At 34.9% G+C, this 17,103-nt stretch carries 17 protein-coding genes and 1 pseudogene; 16 read left to right on the forward strand and 2 right to left on the reverse strand.

The genetic code is table 11. The features are described 5' to 3' along the window. Window positions 1-119: 119 nt before the first annotated feature. The 5 genes from asnS (at window position 120) to mdtH (ending at window position 6,206) form a co-directional block, all read left to right on the forward strand. Window positions 120-1,523, forward strand: coding sequence for an asparagine--tRNA ligase (gene asnS / locus GA0061080_RS03920; protein WP_091121396.1), 1,404 nt, complete (start codon window positions 120-122; stop codon window positions 1,521-1,523). Between the two features lie 285 nt (window positions 1,524-1,808). Continuing rightward, window positions 1,809-2,957, forward strand: coding sequence for a porin (locus GA0061080_RS03925; protein ID WP_091121399.1), 1,149 nt, complete (start codon window positions 1,809-1,811; stop codon window positions 2,955-2,957). A 300-nt stretch (window positions 2,958-3,257) separates the two neighbouring features. Then, window positions 3,258-4,400: a porin gene (locus GA0061080_RS03930; RefSeq protein ID WP_091121402.1), complete on the forward strand. Its 1,143-nt coding sequence runs from the start codon at window positions 3,258-3,260 to the stop codon at window positions 4,398-4,400. Window positions 4,401-4,535: 135 nt separating this feature from the next. Beyond that, window positions 4,536-4,994 (forward strand): methylglyoxal synthase, encoded by a 459-nt coding sequence (locus GA0061080_RS03935; RefSeq protein ID WP_091121406.1) that lies wholly within the window; start codon window positions 4,536-4,538, stop codon window positions 4,992-4,994. Continuing rightward, complete coding sequence (gene mdtH / locus GA0061080_RS03940) at window positions 4,995-6,206, forward strand: multidrug efflux MFS transporter MdtH (RefSeq protein ID WP_091121410.1); 1,212 nt, start codon at window positions 4,995-4,997, stop codon at window positions 6,204-6,206. Here the strand turns inward: mdtH and GA0061080_RS03945 are convergent. Then, window positions 6,184-6,963, reverse strand: coding sequence for a class II glutamine amidotransferase (locus tag GA0061080_RS03945; protein WP_091121411.1), 780 nt, complete (start codon window positions 6,961-6,963; stop codon window positions 6,184-6,186). The genes mdtH and GA0061080_RS03945 overlap by 23 nt on opposite strands. Before the next feature lies 1 nt (window position 6,964). After that, complete coding sequence (gene lpcA, locus GA0061080_RS03950) at window positions 6,965-7,543, reverse strand: D-sedoheptulose 7-phosphate isomerase (RefSeq protein WP_091121414.1); 579 nt, start codon at window positions 7,541-7,543, stop codon at window positions 6,965-6,967. A gap of 401 nt (window positions 7,544-7,944) precedes the next feature. On the opposite strand from lpcA, the gene ribH reads away from it, so the two are divergent. The 11 genes and pseudogenes from ribH (at window position 7,945) to GA0061080_RS13095 (ending at window position 17,052) form a co-directional block, all read left to right on the forward strand. Beyond that, the gene (gene ribH, locus GA0061080_RS03955) at window positions 7,945-8,415 is read left to right on the forward strand and encodes a 6,7-dimethyl-8-ribityllumazine synthase (RefSeq protein ID WP_091121416.1); all 471 of its coding nucleotides are present in this window, start codon (window positions 7,945-7,947) and stop codon (window positions 8,413-8,415) included. 4 nt (window positions 8,416-8,419) lie between these two features. Beyond that, window positions 8,420-8,839 (forward strand): transcription antitermination factor NusB, encoded by a 420-nt coding sequence (nusB, locus tag GA0061080_RS03960; RefSeq protein WP_091121419.1) that lies wholly within the window; start codon window positions 8,420-8,422, stop codon window positions 8,837-8,839. Window positions 8,840-8,859: 20 nt separating this feature from the next. Continuing rightward, on the forward strand, window positions 8,860-9,915 hold the full coding sequence (locus tag GA0061080_RS03965) for a TrmH family RNA methyltransferase (RefSeq protein ID WP_091121422.1): 1,056 nt from the start codon (window positions 8,860-8,862) through the stop codon (window positions 9,913-9,915). A gap of 141 nt (window positions 9,916-10,056) precedes the next feature. After that, window positions 10,057-11,007, forward strand: a complete 951-nt coding sequence (gene nadR / locus GA0061080_RS03970; RefSeq protein WP_091121426.1) for a multifunctional transcriptional regulator/nicotinamide-nucleotide adenylyltransferase/ribosylnicotinamide kinase NadR — start codon at window positions 10,057-10,059, stop codon at window positions 11,005-11,007. A gap of 61 nt (window positions 11,008-11,068) precedes the next feature. Beyond that, window positions 11,069-11,845, forward strand: coding sequence for a bifunctional demethylmenaquinone methyltransferase/2-methoxy-6-polyprenyl-1,4-benzoquinol methylase UbiE (gene ubiE, locus GA0061080_RS03975; RefSeq protein WP_091121431.1), 777 nt, complete (start codon window positions 11,069-11,071; stop codon window positions 11,843-11,845). Between the two features lie 14 nt (window positions 11,846-11,859). Next, window positions 11,860-13,401: a ubiquinone biosynthesis regulatory protein kinase UbiB gene (ubiB, locus tag GA0061080_RS03980; RefSeq protein ID WP_091121435.1), complete on the forward strand. Its 1,542-nt coding sequence runs from the start codon at window positions 11,860-11,862 to the stop codon at window positions 13,399-13,401. A gap of 96 nt (window positions 13,402-13,497) precedes the next feature. After that, entirely contained in the window at window positions 13,498-13,713 is a 216-nt protein-coding gene (tatA, locus tag GA0061080_RS13045) for a twin-arginine translocase TatA/TatE family subunit (RefSeq protein WP_091121438.1), read from the forward strand. Between the two features lie 3 nt (window positions 13,714-13,716). Beyond that, window positions 13,717-14,010, forward strand: a pseudogene (gene tatB, locus GA0061080_RS03990) (Sec-independent protein translocase protein TatB); the annotation flags it as partial. A 44-nt stretch (window positions 14,011-14,054) separates the two neighbouring features. Beyond that, on the forward strand, window positions 14,055-14,825 hold the full coding sequence (gene tatC / locus GA0061080_RS03995) for a twin-arginine translocase subunit TatC (protein WP_091121446.1): 771 nt from the start codon (window positions 14,055-14,057) through the stop codon (window positions 14,823-14,825). A gap of 46 nt (window positions 14,826-14,871) precedes the next feature. Next, on the forward strand, window positions 14,872-16,296 hold the full coding sequence (gene hldE / locus GA0061080_RS04000) for a bifunctional D-glycero-beta-D-manno-heptose-7-phosphate kinase/D-glycero-beta-D-manno-heptose 1-phosphate adenylyltransferase HldE (protein ID WP_091121450.1): 1,425 nt from the start codon (window positions 14,872-14,874) through the stop codon (window positions 16,294-16,296). 603 nt (window positions 16,297-16,899) lie between these two features. After that, window positions 16,900-17,052, forward strand: coding sequence for an integrase core domain-containing protein (locus GA0061080_RS13095; protein ID WP_141683085.1), 153 nt, complete (start codon window positions 16,900-16,902; stop codon window positions 17,050-17,052). Window positions 17,053-17,103: the final 51 nt, after the last annotated feature.

Raw genomic sequence — 17,103 nt, forward strand, 5'->3', positions numbered from 1 at the left:
AATTAGTAATAAGAAACAACTTATTCAAGAATTCCATTTAGTTATGGGATAGTCTTTAGAATATATCTGTATTACTTTAAATATTACTTAAACAAATTAATGTAGAGATGGATAATTAAATGACTTCAGTTGCACCTATTGTTGATGTGTTACAAGGCAAAATTGCTGTTGGTAGCACTATTTCAGTTCAAGGCTGGGTAAGAACTCGCCGTGATTCTAAAGCAGGTATTTCATTTTTAGCTGTTTACGATGGTTCCTGCTTTGATCCTATTCAAGCTGTTATTGAAAATAATTTACCTAATTATGAACAAGAAATCTTACGTCTAACAGCTGGTTGTTCGGTTAAAGTCACTGGTAAAGTAGTGGAGTCACCAGGTCAAGGTCAAAAATATGAATTACAAGCAACGCAAGTTGAAGTGTATGGCTTTGTTGACGATCCCGAAACTTACCCAATGGCAGCAAAGCGCCATTCAATTGAATATCTTCGTGAAGTGGCTCACTTGCGTGCAAGAACCAATATTGTTGGTGCGATAACGCGTGTACGCCATACGCTTGCGCAAGCAATTCATCAATTTTTTAATGATCGTGGCTTTTATTGGCTATCAACTCCTATTATTACCGCATCAGATACTGAAGGGGCGGGCGAAATGTTCCGCGTTTCAACACTTGATATGCTAAATCTGCCTAAATCTGATAATGGTAAAGTTGATTTTGATAAAGATTTCTTTGGTAAAGAAGCTTTTTTAACCGTTTCTGGACAATTAAACGCTGAAACTTATGCTTGTGCACTTTCTAAAGTTTATACTTTTGGTCCAACATTTAGAGCAGAGAACTCAAATACTACTCGCCATTTAGCTGAGTTTTGGATGATGGAGCCTGAAGTAGCGTTTGCTGATCTAGATGATAACGCTAAGCTTGCTGAGGATATGTTGAAATATGTGTTTAAAGAAGTGCTAGAAAAACGTGCTGATGATATGCAATTTTTTGTCCAGCATGTCGATAAAGAAGCCATCAATCGTCTTGAAAACTTTATTAATGCTGATTTTGCTCAAGTGGATTACACTGATGCTATTACTATATTACAAAATTGTGATGCTAAGTTTGAAAATCCAGTTAGTTGGGGAATTGATTTAGCTTCAGAACATGAGCGTTATTTAGCTGAACAACATTTTAAAGCACCAGTGGTAGTAAAAAACTATCCGAAAGATATTAAAGCGTTTTATATGCGTATGAATGATGACGGTAAAACGGTAGCGGCAATGGATGTTTTAGCGCCAGGAATTGGTGAAATCATTGGTGGATCTCAGCGTGAGGAGCGCTTAGATATGTTGGATAAGCGCATGGAAGAATTGGGACTCAAAAAAGAAGATTATTGGTGGTATCGTGATTTACGTCGATACGGTACTGTACCGCATTCTGGTTTTGGTCTTGGTTTTGAACGTTTAATTGTTTATGTAACAGGCGTTCAAAATGTACGCGATGTGATCCCATTCCCAAGAACGCCGCGTAATGCAAACTTTTAAGTTGATTAAAATCCCTAACAAGAATTTATTGAGAGTTACAAAAGGTAGATATTAATCTGTTTTAGTTTAAAAAACAACCAAACAGGCTTGAATTTAGACTTAGACACTACATTTAATGAAAAGTTCGCTTGATTTTAAAAAAAATTTATACATAATTTACACTACTGTAAAAAGTGGATAAAGATAATCAAAATATAATTATCTTTTGGATGAATAATTTTTAAACAAAATTGACACTAAACTTATGGGATGTGTCTTTTTAAAAAATAACCATGAGGGTAAAAAATGAAACGTAATCTATTAGCAATCGCTATCCCTGCTCTTTTAGTAGCAGCTGGTGCAAATGCATCTATCGAAGTATGGAACAAAGATGGTAATAAAGTTGACTTTTACGGTCGAGTAAAAGCAGCTAACAACATTACTGACCGTGGTCAAGTTGGTGAAGGTGATGATACTTCAGCTCGTTTAGGTATGTCAGGTCAAACTCAAATCACTGACAGTGTAACTGGCTACGGTCGTTGGGAATATGAAGCAAAAGCAGGTAAAAATTCTGATAACGAAGTACGTTATGCATTTGCTGGTTTGAACTTTGGTGATGCAGGTTCATTCGATTATGGTCGCAATGACGGTGTGTTAAAAGCAATTACTGCTTATACTGACGTTTTACCACAATTTGGTGGTGATGCATCAAATAACGATTGGAACGTTCTTTCAGCTCGTACTAAAGCTGTTGCAACTTATCGTAACAACAACTTCTTTGGCTTAACTGACGATTTAAGTTTTGCATTACAATATGCTGATAATGGCGATAACTCAAATGGATTTAGAGAAGATGCTATCAGAGGTGAATCTCGTGAAGCTTGGGGTGCAAATGTTCAATGGAATATTTTTGACACTGGTTTAACTGCCGGTGCAGGTTACGCTCAAACTTCTGGTAGTGATAATCGTCAAAGCACTTGGGCAGGTGGTCTTAAATACGATAATTATAATTTATATTTAGCAGCTAACTACTTCCAATCTAAATTTAAAGATGTATTGTCATATGGACCGACGCATAGAGGTACTTATAAAACTGCTGATGGTAAAGTTAGAGGTTTTGAATTAGTCGCTCAATATGGTATTGATTTAGAAGTGGGTCGTATTACTCCATCTTTAGCTTATGTTCAACATAAAGTTAAAGCTGATGGCGTGAATTTTGTCGAAGATAATATTCGTTACCACAATAGCGGATTCAGCTCACCTGTAACTAAATATGTATCTTTAGGTGCAACTTACGATCTAAACAAAAACTTCAGTGCAATTGTTGAATATAAATTCAATCTTCTTGATCGTAAAGACTATGGCGCAGCGAAAAATACTGCAAATTCACGTGGTGAAGGTACTAAACCAGGTACTAAAGATGTGTTAGGTGTTGGTTTAATTTACCAATTCTAATCTCTTAATATCTTATAAAAAGGCACTTAGGTGCCTTTTTTTCACCTTTTAAATTTATTCCTATCTAAAAAAATATTTTATGACTAAAAAAAGTCATAATAAGTATTAAAATTTTCGAAAATTCGCAGATTTAATCTAAATTCCATTGTTAAATAGGCAATGTGACATTAGAGCCATGTTTATTAGGCAATAATGGCTATCACAGTAATAATATAATTGCTAATTATTAGCAGTTATTTATTAAACCAGAGCAAAGTAATTTGCATCTTTAATAATATAAAATACCTTTGAGGGTAAAAAATGAAACTTAATCTATTAGCAATCGCTATTCCTGCACTTTTAATTGCAGGTACAGCAAACGCTTCTATCGAAGTGTGGAATAAAGATAGTAATAAAGTCGACTTTTATGGTCGAGTTTATGCTTTAAACTATATTACTGATCGCAATAACCAAAATGGTGAAGGTGACAAGACCACTGCACGTTTAGGTATGTCAGGTCAAACACAAGTGACCGACAGCGTAACAGGCTATGGTCGTTGGGAATATGAAGCAAATACAGGTAAAAATGCTGATAATGAAACGCGTTATGCCTTTGCAGGTTTAAACTTTGGTGATTTTGGTTCATTCGACTATGGTCGCAATGATGGTGTGTTAAAAACATTAACATCTTACACTGACGTTTTACCAGAATTTGGTGGTGATGCTTCAGATAATGATCTTTATGCGTTAACAGCTCGTACTAAAGCCGTTGCTACTTACCGTAATTCAGATTTCTTCGGTTTAGTAAATGGTTTACGTTTTGCCGTTCAATATGCGGATAACGGAGATAACAGCTCAACTCGTCATTTCGGTAATTATACTCTTAATGATAAACGCAATAGTGCTGAAGCATGGGGTTCAGTTGTTGATTGGGATGTGCTTGATACAGGTTTATCTGTTGGTGCTGGTTATGCACAAACTGGTGGCCATAAAGATGCTAAAGCATGGTCTGCGGGTGTTAAATATGACAACGACAACCTTTATTTAGCTGCGTTATATATTCAGGGTAAACAAAAATATGGCTGGGATAATGCATCAACAACTCGTAGCGCTGATGATTTAAAAACCAAAGGCTATGAATTAGTTGCTCAATATGGTATTGACTTTGAAGTAGGACGCTTAACGCCATCTGTTGCTTATATCCAACATAAAGTTAAAGACGCATCTAATTATTCAAGTGATGCAGGGCTTAAAGGTAATGATTTAGCTAAATATGTTGATGTCGGTTTAACTTATGACTTTAACAAAAACCTACAAGCTATTATCGATTATAAAATTAACTTGTTAGATAAAGATGATATCGGTGCACGCCGTGCTTTATATGAAGATGGTTCATTTACTAAATCACAAATCAAGGGCACAACAAAAGACACAGTAGCACTTGGTTTAATTTACCAATTCTAATTGATTGTATCTTTATTTTTAAAAGGCACTTCGGTGCCTTTTTTTATTATCTATTATCAATTAAATAACCCTTGCGCTTTGATTAATACTCTGTTAAAAATTAAAAAAATATAATAATGAATTAGGATAACAATGATGCTATATACCACACGTAAATTACTGGCTAAAAAAAATATTGCTTTAGTTGCTCACGATCACCTGAAAGATTCTCTATTAAATTGGTGTAAAAAAAATCGTGAAGAGCTTTCTCGTCATAATTTATGTGGCACGGGCACTACTGGAACATTAATAAAGCAAGAAACAGGACTAAATATCACACCAATGCTAAGTGGTCCGATGGGGGGAGATCAGCAGATAGGTGCATTAATTGCAGAAGGTAAAATTGATATCTTAATCTTTTTTTGGGATCCACTTAATGCTGTACCTCACGATCCAGATGTGAAAGCGTTATTACGATTATCTACTGTCTGGAATATTCCTGTTGCCACTAATCAAGCCACCGCCAATGCATTGATTCAATCCGCTATTTTTACGCAAGAAGTTGATATTGAAATTCCTGATTATCAAAGATATTTAACTCAAAGAGTTAAATAAATGCCAATACCATCTCAAATTCGTAAAACAGGTCGGCAAATACTTCTACTTGATAATCTGTTTATTGTCTTAGGTTTTTATGTTGTGTTTCCGCTTGTTTCAACCCACTTTGTTAGTCAAGTTGGTTGGAGTGCACTCTTTGTTGGTTTTGCGTTAGGATTTCGGCAATTTGTTCAACAAGGTTTTGGTATTATTGGTGGTGCTATTGCCGATCGCTTTGGCGCAAAACCTATGATTGTTGCAGGTATGTTTTTACGCTGTGTTGGTTTTATTTCTATGGCGATTGCTAGTGAGCCTTGGTTATTATTACTTTCTTGCTTACTTTCAGCGTTAGGCGGATTACTATTTGATCCGCCTCGTATGGGACTGACTATTAAATTTACTCGTCCACATGAGCGAGGTAAGTTCATATCACTGTTGATGATACAAGATAATGCCGGAGCTGTAATAGGGGCTCTTATTGGTGGAATTTTAATTGATTATGACTTCCATTTAGTATGTTGGTGTGGTGCTTTTATTTTTTTCTTATGTGGAATTTTTAATTTTTTCTTCCTGCCAGCTTACCATATTGCTATTGGCAAAGCGCCTATTATTAATGGCATGAAAATGGTTATCAAAGATAAAAAGTTCACCCGCTATGTTCTTACGTTAACTGGTTATTATGTACTATGGGTGCAAATAATGTTGATGTTACCTTTAACAATCACAAACGTATCAGGTAGCCCAAGTTATGTAAAATGGATGTATGCTATACAAGCTTCTATTTCTCTCGTACTGCTTTATCCACTTGCTCGATGGAGCGAAAAATATTTCAGATTAGATCAGCGTCTTAAATTTGGTTTATTTTTGATGTCATTTGCTTTTATTATTATTGGTTTTACATCACAATTAATCGTATTATTATCACTTATTGCACTGTTTTACTTTGGCGCAATTATTGCTGAACCTGCCCGTGAAACCTTGTCGACAGTATTAAGTAATCCCAAAGCAAAAGGCAGTTATATGGGATTTAGTCGTTTAGGGCTTGCGCTTGGTGGATTTATTGGTTATACCGGTGCTGGTTGGTTATATGATATTGCTATGCAAATAGGATTTGCGCACCTTCCATGGATAGTGCTTACCACAATTGGACTATTAACTTTAAGTTATCTGCATCATCAATTTAAAAATGAGTCGCCAATGCATCCTATTAAAATGCGGAAGATTGGCTAATTTCGCCATCTTTAAATAAAATCGCTTCGCCAGTATTAAGTTTTTGCCATATCTCATTTGAAGTTAATGGTAAGGTTGAAATGATAGTAACAATATCATTGGGTGTTGTATGTTTTTGAAAATCAATTTCTACATCTTCGTCCAGTAATTTTGCTTTGCCAAACGGTGCTTTACGGGTTATCCAATGTAAATTAGTTGCGCAATAGGCAAATACATATTGCCCATCAGAAAGTAGCATATTGAATATGCCTAGTTGGCTTAATTGATCGGCACATTGCTTAATAAAATTAAATAGCTCAAGATCATCGACAGGTTTTTGTGAATATTTTTGCTGTAATTGATTAATTAAATAGCAAAAGGCAGATTCGCTATCGGTTTCTCCAACAGGTTGAAAAAGCCCTGTATCTAAATTTTGATAATTGGTTAATTGCCCATTGTGGGCAAAAGTCCAATTTTTACCCCAGAGTTCGCGGGTGAACGGGTGAGTATTTTCTAGTGCGACACCGCCTCGATTTGCTTGTCGAATATGAGCAATCACAGCTTTAGATTTGATGGGATATTCTTTCACCATTTTAGCAATAGGCGAATAGCTACAAGGCTCCGGATCTTTAAATGTTCGGCAACCTTTTCCTTCGTAGAAAGTAATTCCCCAACCATCTTTGTGAGGACCTTTGTCCCCACCTCGTTTAATTAAGCTAGTAAAACTAAAGCAAATATCGGTTGGCACATTAGCACTCATACCCAATAATTCACACATATTATTTTGCCATCTCTTTTTCAATTAACAGAATAAGAATATGAATAACTTTGATGTGGATTTCTTGCACACGATCGGCATAACCAAAATGTGGAACACGAATATCAACATCAGCAAGTCCATTCATCTTACCACCATCTTTACCAGTTAACGTAATAATTTTCATCCCTTTTTGTTTTGCTGCTTCAATTGCCTTAAGCACGTTAGCTGAATTCCCTGAAGTTGAAATACCCAAAAGTACATCACCTATCTGGCCTACACCTTCAACATAACGTGAAAAGATAGAATCAAATCCAAAATCATTACCAACACACGAAATGTGACTTACATCTGATATGGCAATCGCTGGATAAGCAGGGCGATTATCACGATAACGGCCTGTTAATTCTTCAGCAAAATGCATAGCATCACAATGAGAACCACCATTACCACATGATAAAACTTTACCGCCATGTTTAAAAGAATCAGCAATTAAAATGGCAGCTTTTTGGATTTGCTGGAGATTTTTATCGTCTGAAATAAAATTAGTTAATACGTCAATAGCTTGGTTTAATTCATCACGAATATTGTCAATATACACAGGTATTTCTCCATCAATAATAAATAAATTTATAGACTATTGTAGTTTGTTCAAAATTGCTTGCAAGCGATAAAAATAAGATTCCTTATTCTGACAAAAGATTTTAGAAAGTATGTTGTTAAGTGTAAAAATAATGATTGAAATAAAAATAAATTAAGATTATTTCTAATCATAATGGTTGAAATAACAACAAAATTTAAATTAATTTTAAACTTAACAAATAATACATTTGCAATAGTTAAATTCTTTGCGTTTATTTTAAATAATATATTGGGTAGAACTTGGTCGTAACGCTATTTGCCAATAGGATAAGTCTTTAATTCGTGATACAATTTACTAAGTATTTTTTCACGCAAAACAGAGTGAAATGGCATTTAAAATAAAATCAATAAGGAATTTATATGCAAACAATTGAAGGTAAAGTAGCTGCGCCGAAAGCCAAAATTGCAATTGTGGTGGCACGTTTTAATCATTTTATTAATGATAGCTTAGTCAGCGGTGCAATTGATGCATTAACGCGTATTGGGCAAGTCGATGATAAGAATATTACAGTTATCTGGGTTCCAGGTGCTTATGAAATTCCACTTACCGCCAAAATTGCTGCGCAGTCAAAAAAATATGATGCAATTGTGGCATTAGGTACTGTTATTCGTGGAAGTACTGCACATTTCGATTTTGTTGCTGGTGAATCAAGCTCAGGATTATTAAGTGCAAGCTTAGATAACTCTATCCCTGTTGGATTTGGTATTTTAACGACTGAAAGTATAGAACAAGCCATTGAACGTGCAGGCACTAAAGCTGGTAATAAAGGTGCGGAAGCGGCATTAACTGCGCTGGAAATGCTAAATATTATTAAAGCAATTAAGGAGTAAATTTGTGGCATTAGTTAATCCTCGTCGTCGAGCAAGAGAATGTGCGGTACAAGCCATTTACTCTTGGCAAGTTTCCAGAAACGATCTTGCTGATGTTGAGACAAGTTTTATTACAGAACAAGATATGAAAGGCGTTGATTCTAAGTATTTTCGTGAATTATTAAATGGTGTAGCAAAAAATACTGCCGAATTAGATGATAAAATGACTCCATATCTCACAGAACGATCTGTTGATGAACTAGGACAAATTGAATTAGCGATACTTAGAATCGCACTGTATGAATTAATGAAACGTCAAGATGTACCGTATAAAGTGGTCATTAACGAAGCCATTGAGCTCACAAAAACATTTGGTGCTGCTGACAGCCATAAATTTGTTAATGGCGTATTAGATAAAATAGCCCCAACCATTCGTACGCGATAACTGATTAATGTGAGATTGATATGAACGACAATACCGAAAAAAATAAACCATCTATTTTTTACGCCAAAAGTAGTGAATCTAAAAAGCATTCTCGCTCGGCTACTGAAAAGCCCTCTCGATGGAAAGACAAGCGTAAAGATGATTCATCTCAGTTGAAATCTAAACGAGATCGTCATGATCGTATTGAAACATTCAAACCTCGAAATGATAAATCTGAATTTACAAAAAAGCGTTTTAATGTTGAACTTAATCAATCTCAATCATCTATCGATAATGATTCACCATGGCAAAAAAAGGTTCGTGATAATGAGCAAGTACCTACTTTTGGCTATGATGGCTATCGCCAACGTAAAGAAGAAACTTTAGTTTATAGTGAAAATAGCTGTAAAGCAGTTTTCAAACATCGACGCACAGCTATTGTTAAACTATTTATTACCCAAGAGATGACTTACCAGTTTAAAGATCTAATAGACTGGTTAGTCCAACAACGGTTAGGTTATGATGTTATCTCTAGTGAGCAAATTAGTAAAATAACTCAAACTCAACACCATGGTGGTGTCTGCTTAATTGTAAAAAAACGAGTTCCACTTACCTTATTGGATTATTTAGAAAATAATAGTGATAAAGATCATGATTGTATTTTAGCTATTGACGATGTTCATAATCCCCATAATTTAGGTGGCTTAATTCGTAGTGCTGCTTTTTATGGTGTTAATGGCGTTATATTGCGTCAAACAAATTTACTTGATAGTGGCGCTGCCATGCGTGTGGCAGAAGGTGGTATTGAGGCTATTGAATCAATTAAAGGTGATGATTTTGTTGCTTCGCTTGATATGCTTAAACAGCGTGGTTACCAAGTTGTTGCGTTATTACCTTGTCAAGCAAAATCTATTGAATCAAGTGAATTATATAAAATCCGATTTAACAAAAAAGTCGTTGTGGTTATTTTTCAGCAAATCAACATGAAGTTGATTAATCATGCTGATGTCGTCTTGCATTTACAAGGTAATGAAAATATGCCGGCACTTAATATTTCTGTAGCAACGGGTATTTTATTATCAAATTTACAAAAATAAATCTTTGTCATTTCATCTTTCTTATCAGATTAATCAATGAGAAAAATGATAACGTTATTTTTTATTGATGATAGATATCAATAGCATCATTTGGTTAGAAATTACATTTTTTTTCTGTAGAGTGTGAACAAGTATTTAAATATGTCGGTAGCAGTTATGTCGTCTAAATATAAAGTTGGTTTAATTTTCGGTAAATTTTATCCTTTACATCGTGGCCATGTTTATTTAATTGAAAAAGCCGTAAGTGAAGTTGATGAATTGCATATTTTTCTTGGTTGTGAAGCATTACGAGATAAACAGCTATTTAATAAAAGCCGACTTCCCAAGCAACCTCAAGTAAGTGATCGTTTTTCATGGTTAAAAACGACATTTAAAGATCGTCACAATATTCATATTCATATTCTTGATGAAGCAGGTATTGATTTTTACCCTAACGGTTGGCAAGATTGGAGTTATCGTGTTAAACAGCTTCTTGCCGAACATAAAATTACTCCCGATGTTATTTTTACCAGTGAAGCTCAAGATGTCAAAAACCATAAGTACTATTTTGGTTGTTCAGTTTCTATTGTTGATGCTGATCGGCATTTTATGGATATCAGTGCCACAAAAATACGTGAAAACCCTTATAAAAATTGGTCTTTTATTACACAATCAGCAAAACCTTTTTTTGTCAAAAAAGTGGCTATTATTGGGCAAAATAGATTTAGAGACTTACCTATTCAACTTGCTAATATCTATAATACTCAATATGTATCAAATGGCTATATTAATTATATTGAACGAGAAATCTCAATTCACCATAACAAACGTTATCTGAATAAATTCGATTATATTAAAATTGCAATGCTACATGTTGAACGACTTGCAAAAGCCGTTGAAACTGCGAATAAACTTGTTTTTACCTCAATTGACTTTGAAACATTAGCACGGTATTACAATCAAATCTTTGAAAAAGAATGTGATGTTTTAAATGCGCTTAAAAACAGTTACCAGTTTGATTTAGTGATTAACGAGAAAGACTTAAAACAAAAATGCTCCCAACTGGAATATTTTGAAACAGTTTTAAAGAAGGTTGAAGCATTATTGATTTAGTTCATCACATTTATTCTGGCTTGTGTTAAAATAATCTAAATCTTTGTGCTAGGTAAATTTTATGTCTCAATCTTCTGATAAATCAGATAACACAAACCAAGAAAAAATTGATTTTGGTTACAAACAAGTTCCAAAACAAGAAAAAGTAAAACGTGTTGCTGAAGTATTTCATTCTGTTGCTGATAAATATGATGTTATGAATGATCTAATGTCATTTGGCATACATCGCATTTGGAAAAAAATTACCATTGAATATAGTAGCGTGCGTAAAGGTCAAAAAGTTTTAGATTTGGCAGGCGGCACTGGTGATTTAACAGCAAAATTTTCACAACTTGTTGGTGATGATGGATTAGTTGTGTTAGCCGATATTAACGAATCAATGTTAAAAGTTGGGCGAGACAAATTACGTGACAAAGGCTTAATTAAAAATATTGAATATGTACAAGCAAATGCTGAAGAACTTCCTTTTGCTGATAACTATTTTGATTGTATCACTATCTCATTTGGTTTACGCAATGTGACCGATAAAGAAAAAGCCTTACGCTCTATGTGGCGTGTATTAAAACCCGGTGGACGTTTATTAATCCTTGAGTTTTCTAAACCGCAATATCAAATTTTAAATAAAGCCTATGATCTGTATTCATTTACCATGTTACCACTAATGGGCAAAATTGTGGCAAATGATTCTGAAAGTTATCGCTATTTAGCCGAATCAATTCGTATGCATCCAGATCAAAATACATTGAAAAAAATGATGGAAGATGCTGGATTTGTTGATGTGAAATATCACAATATGACTGGCGGAATTGTAGCGTTACATACTGGTTTTAAATTTTGATGCGATAAAACATAATGACATTCTTTCGAATTTTTAAAATATTAACCGTATTTCGAGCTTATCAATTAAATGAACTGTTACCAAAACATCGTTCATCAAAGTGGCTTCGCACTTTGTTATTTTGCCTTTTTTGGGTTAGATCTAAAGCAAAACATCAAGAAATTGGTGAACGTTTACGGCAAGCACTACAAGAGTTAGGGCCTGTTTGGATCAAGTTTGGACAAATGATTTCAACTCGGCGTGATATTTTACCTAAAGATATAGCAAAGGCTTTAGCTAAATTACAAGACCAAGTTAACCCTTTTGACGGTAAAATTGCCAAACAATTAATTGAGTCAGCTTTAGAACAGCCAATTGATTATTATTTTGCAGATTTTGACGAAAAACCACTGGCATCAGCATCAATAGCTCAGGTTCATACGGCGGTATTAAAACATAGTCAAGCTGAAGTGGTTATCAAAGTCTTACGTCCTAATATTTTACAGGTTATACAAGCTGATATTGGCTTGATGTATTGGGTGGCTAAACAATTTACTAAACGAATCGAATCAGGCGAAAAATTGCGAGCTGTTGAAATAGTGCATGATTATGAAATGACACTATTAAAAGAGTTAGATTTGCAAAAAGAAGCTTACAACACGCTTAGATTACGCGATAATTTTATCAATAGCGATACTTTATATATCCCTTATGTTTACCAAGATTTATGTCGAAAAAATGTGATGGTTGAAGAGCGCATTAAAGGGATCCCCATTGCAGATATCGATCAGTTAAAGCAAAATAATGTTGATATGAAATTACTTGCAGAGCGTGGGGTTCAAGCCTTTTTTACTCAAGTTTTTCGGGATAATTTTTTCCATGCTGATATGCATCCGGGTAATATTTTTGTTGATATTACCGATCCACAAAATCCACGCTATATTGGCATTGATTGTGCCATTGTTGGTATATTGAGTGATGAAGACCAGCACTACCTTGCTGAAAATTTCTTAGCATTTTTTAATCGAGATTATCAAAAAATAGCTGAAACCTATATTGCATCAGGTTGGGTTCCTGCAACAACCGATGTTATCGCACTTGAAATGGCAATGCGCAATGTCTGTGAGCCTGCATTTGCTAAGCCACTGTATGAAATTTCATTTTCACAAATTTTACTGCAATTATTTCAAGTAGCACGACAATTTGAAATGGACATTCAACCGCAACTTACACTGCTTGAAAAAACGCTTTTTTATATTGAAGGGCTTGGTCGTCAGCTTTATCCTGAGCTTGATTTATGGCAAACGGCAAAACCATTTTTAGAGAAGTGGTATCAAGATAAATACAGCGCAAAAAATATACTACAACAAGCTTGGGGATCACTGCCTAAATGGCGCAACATATTGCCTCAATTGCCAGATAAATTAAACGACTACGAACGCATCACCAAACAGATGAATGCGCAATTAAAGCAAATTGAACAACAACTACAGCGAAGCAAAAAACGTGAACGAAACCTATATGGAATGCTAGGATTAGTTTGTGCTTTATGTATTACTATACTAATAATAAATTAAAACTGGAGATTAACAATACACATTAAGTTGGACATATTGGAATATTATAATTTACGTGTATAATTTGGTTAAATACCACTATTGGAGACAATCATCATGATGCCAAGCTTGCCGCAACTACTTATATTAATAGCTGTAGTAGTATTATTATTCGGAACAAAAAAATTACGTTCATTAGGCTCAGATCTTGGCGAGTCAATTAAAGGCTTTAAAAAAGCGATGAGTGATGATGACAGTAAAAAAGATAGTGATAATTCACAAAAAATCGAAAATACCGACTCATCTGATATTAATAATAACAAAAAAGAGTAATCCGTGTTTGACATCAGCTTTGGACAATTACTGTTAGTATTAATTATAGGTCTGGTAGTTTTAGGACCAGAACGATTACCTATTGCCATAAAAACAGTTGCAGGATGGATAAAAGTACTCCGCCGAATGTCTGCTACTGTACAGCTAGAATTAAATAAAGAACTCAAACTGCAAGAGTTACAAGACAGTCTAAAAAAGGCTGAACAAAGCGGTTTAACAACACTTACGCCAGAGATTCAAGAATCAATTGATGATTTAAAGCGCGTAACAGAATCATTACAAAACGAGATCGACTCAGCAACGACAATTGATTCTCAAACTCACTCAGATAAAAATAAATCATGACCGACGACGCTACACAACCATTAATAGGACATCTTGTTGAACTTAGAACACGGCTTTTACGCTCAATTATCTGTATTTTGTTGGTATTAGCTTGCCTACTATATTTTTCCAATGATATTTATCATATCGTGGCAAACCCGCTTATCAGCCAATTACCTCAAGGTAGTAGCATGATAGCAACAGATATTGCAGCGCCATTTTTTACCCCAATTAAGCTAACTGCGGTGGTGGCAATATTTATCTCAATTCCTTACGTACTGTATCAAGTTTGGGGATTTATCGCACCAGCGCTATATCAACATGAAAAACGTCTAGTGATGCCGTTAATTGTATCAAGCACAATTCTCTTTTATCTTGGTATTGCGTTTGCTTACTTTGTGGTGTTTCCACTTGCATTTTACTTTTTTATTCACACTGCACCTACTGATGTAGCTATCAATACTGATATTACAAAATATCTTGATTTTGTAATGACACTCTTTATTGTTTTTGGATTTGCTTTCGAAGTGCCAGTTGCCATTATACTACTTTGTTGGACTGGAATAACTACGCCTAACAGTCTACGAAAAAAGCGCCCTTATATTATTGTTGCGGTGTTTGCCGTTGCAATGTTCGTTACGCCCCCCGATGTATTTTCACAAATATTACTAGCTGTACCTATCTGTTTACTGTTTGAAATTGGCACTTTTTTTGCCCGTTTTTATCAGCCACGAAAAAACGACAATACAGAAGATGACGACAGTTATGAATCTAATAAAGATAGTTAACAGATAAAAGATGAATTAACTGAATAATTAAGGATAACAAGTCATAATGAATACATCATTACCTGATTTTAACCGTGCTAATGTATTAGTTGTAGGCGATATTATGTTAGATCGCTATTGGCATGGAGGAACCAATCGTATATCGCCTGAAGCGCCAGTACCTGTTGTCAAAATTGATTCGCTAGAAGAAAGACCAGGCGGTGCTGCGAATGTTGCGATGAATATCACTTCACTTTGTGGTAATGTGCGTTTAATAGGGTTAACTGGTATTGATGAACCGGCTAAAATTCTTGATGAACAATTAAGCAAACATCATGTTCAATGTGATTTTGTCTCTGTTTCAACGCACCCAACTATTACTAAGCTGCGGGTCTTATCACGCAATCAACAATTGATTCGAATTGATTTCGAAGAAGGTTTTGGTAATGTCGATCCTGCGCCTCTTCTTGAACGTATTCAAACAGCCTTGAAGACCAATAAAGTGTTAGTTCTGTCGGACTATGCTAAAGGTGCATTATCAGCAGTTCAAGCAATGATTAAGTTGGCAAATCAAGTCAATGTACCGATTTTAGTCGACCCAAAAGGTACTGATTTTGAACGCTACCGTGGTGCAACATTATTAACACCAAATATGACTGAATTTGAAGCGGTAGTTGGACATTGCCAAAACGAAGAAGAGATTGTCGAAAAAGGTTATCAGCTTATCAAAAAGTATGATCTCAAAGCCTTGCTTGTCACTCGTAGTGAAAAAGGAATGACATTACTACAATTAGACAAACCGATTTACCACTTGCCAACCCAAGCCAAAGAAGTTTTTGATGTCACTGGCGCTGGCGATACTGTTATTGCAACATTAGCTGCTTCCTTAGCCGCAGGGCAGTCTTTAGAAGAAAGCTGCTTTTTAGCCAATGCCGCAGCAGGCGTAGTTGTGGGCAAACTTGGCACATCGACCGTTTCACAAGTTGAATTAGAAAACGCCATCCGCGCCCGTGCTGATGATGGCTTTGGCGTTATGAGTGAAGGCGAACTAAAAGAAGAAGTCAGAAAGGCGCGCATGCGTGGTGAAAAAATTGTCATGACTAATGGCTGTTTTGATATTTTACATGCTGGGCATGTTTCTTATTTAGCAAATGCTCGAAAACTTGGTGATCGACTAATTGTTGCAGTAAATAGCAATGCCTCGGTTAAAAAACTAAAAGGTGAATCAAGGCCAATTAACCCACTCATGCAACGAATGATTGTACTAGGTGCACTTGATTCGGTTGATTGGGTTGTTCCATTTGAAGAAGAAACCCCACAACGACTCATTGCTAATATTTTACCTGATGTCTTAGTCAAAGGTGGCGATTATAAACCTGAAGATATAGCTGGAGGCAAAGAAGTTATTGCTGCAGGTGGAAGTGTTAAAGTACTTAATTTTGAAGATGGTTGTTCAACAACTAATATTATCAATACGATAAAAAATCAATAAAATCGGTTACTTATCAGGTAACTGATTTTTATATCAAATTGTATTTTTATAATAATATCACATATAGGAATTGCCCACGTTGTTTACAGTAATTTGTAAAACTACTGTAATAAATATCCATAAAAAACTAAATTAACGCCCTATTACAGATAAGCAATAGGGCGCTGATATCATAAAGAAAAGTAACTGTTACTAATTAGGCTAAACGCTTTATAGTCAGTCGCTAGAGTATTTATAATGTGCTACCCGATGGAAGCTTTTGCCTCTTTAACCAATCAGAATGAACGTTATAAAACCATCAGTTAAGGTTTTAAATGTTTGTTTAAAATGAAAAATCCATTGAAAATAAATTAAGACGGTAAACAAAACCGAAAACTAGAGAATATTTACCCTTGATTATCTATTTGATTTTTTTATTTTTCTACATAAACGTAGTGCGCTCCTGAAACTTTTTGACAAAAATAGTGCTGTTTTTATTTATTTAAATAAAATTTCTGTTTAGATAAACTGTGTGATAACCAACGTATCAAGCAAAAATCAACAAAATCGCCTGTCCACAAAACAACGGAAAAGCCGAAAGCGTGATATGAACTTTGAATTGATATGTGGCATAATCAGCCAATATTTAACGACTTAAAAGATAGAAAACAAAAACTTAAACACTTTATTAATTTTTATAATACCGTTAAACCACATAAAGCAATTTCAGGGGAATGGAATGGCAACACATTTTCAAACAAAAAAATTAAGGGGTAAGTGTTTTTTAAATTCAACGGGAGGCAAGTAGCCTAACGAAGAATGTAATCG

Origin of the sequence: Gilliamella intestini (genome assembly GCF_900094935.1) — a bacterium.
Taxonomy (GTDB): domain Bacteria; phylum Pseudomonadota; class Gammaproteobacteria; order Enterobacterales; family Orbaceae; genus Gilliamella; species Gilliamella intestini.

Coding starts and splice junctions, on each gene's coding strand:
- GA0061080_RS03930 (WP_091121402.1), top strand. CDS start 3,258: ATGAAACTTAATCTATTAGCAATCGCTATTCCTGCACTTTTAATTGCA.
- nadR (WP_091121426.1), top strand. CDS start 10,057: ATGTCGGTAGCAGTTATGTCGTCTAAATATAAAGTTGGTTTAATTTTC.
- GA0061080_RS03965 (WP_091121422.1), top strand. CDS start 8,860: ATGAACGACAATACCGAAAAAAATAAACCATCTATTTTTTACGCCAAA.
- ubiE (WP_091121431.1), top strand. CDS start 11,069: ATGTCTCAATCTTCTGATAAATCAGATAACACAAACCAAGAAAAAATT.
- mdtH (WP_091121410.1), top strand. CDS start 4,995: ATGCCAATACCATCTCAAATTCGTAAAACAGGTCGGCAAATACTTCTA.
- ubiB (WP_091121435.1), top strand. CDS start 11,860: ATGACATTCTTTCGAATTTTTAAAATATTAACCGTATTTCGAGCTTAT.
- tatC (WP_091121446.1), top strand. CDS start 14,055: ATGACCGACGACGCTACACAACCATTAATAGGACATCTTGTTGAACTT.
- GA0061080_RS13095 (WP_141683085.1), top strand. CDS start 16,900: ATGTGGCATAATCAGCCAATATTTAACGACTTAAAAGATAGAAAACAA.
- GA0061080_RS03925 (WP_091121399.1), top strand. CDS start 1,809: ATGAAACGTAATCTATTAGCAATCGCTATCCCTGCTCTTTTAGTAGCA.
- GA0061080_RS03945 (WP_091121411.1), bottom strand. CDS start 6,963: ATGTGTGAATTATTGGGTATGAGTGCTAATGTGCCAACCGATATTTGC.
- tatA (WP_091121438.1), top strand. CDS start 13,498: ATGATGCCAAGCTTGCCGCAACTACTTATATTAATAGCTGTAGTAGTA.
- asnS (WP_091121396.1), top strand. CDS start 120: ATGACTTCAGTTGCACCTATTGTTGATGTGTTACAAGGCAAAATTGCT.
- GA0061080_RS03935 (WP_091121406.1), top strand. CDS start 4,536: ATGCTATATACCACACGTAAATTACTGGCTAAAAAAAATATTGCTTTA.
- hldE (WP_091121450.1), top strand. CDS start 14,872: ATGAATACATCATTACCTGATTTTAACCGTGCTAATGTATTAGTTGTA.
- ribH (WP_091121416.1), top strand. CDS start 7,945: ATGCAAACAATTGAAGGTAAAGTAGCTGCGCCGAAAGCCAAAATTGCA.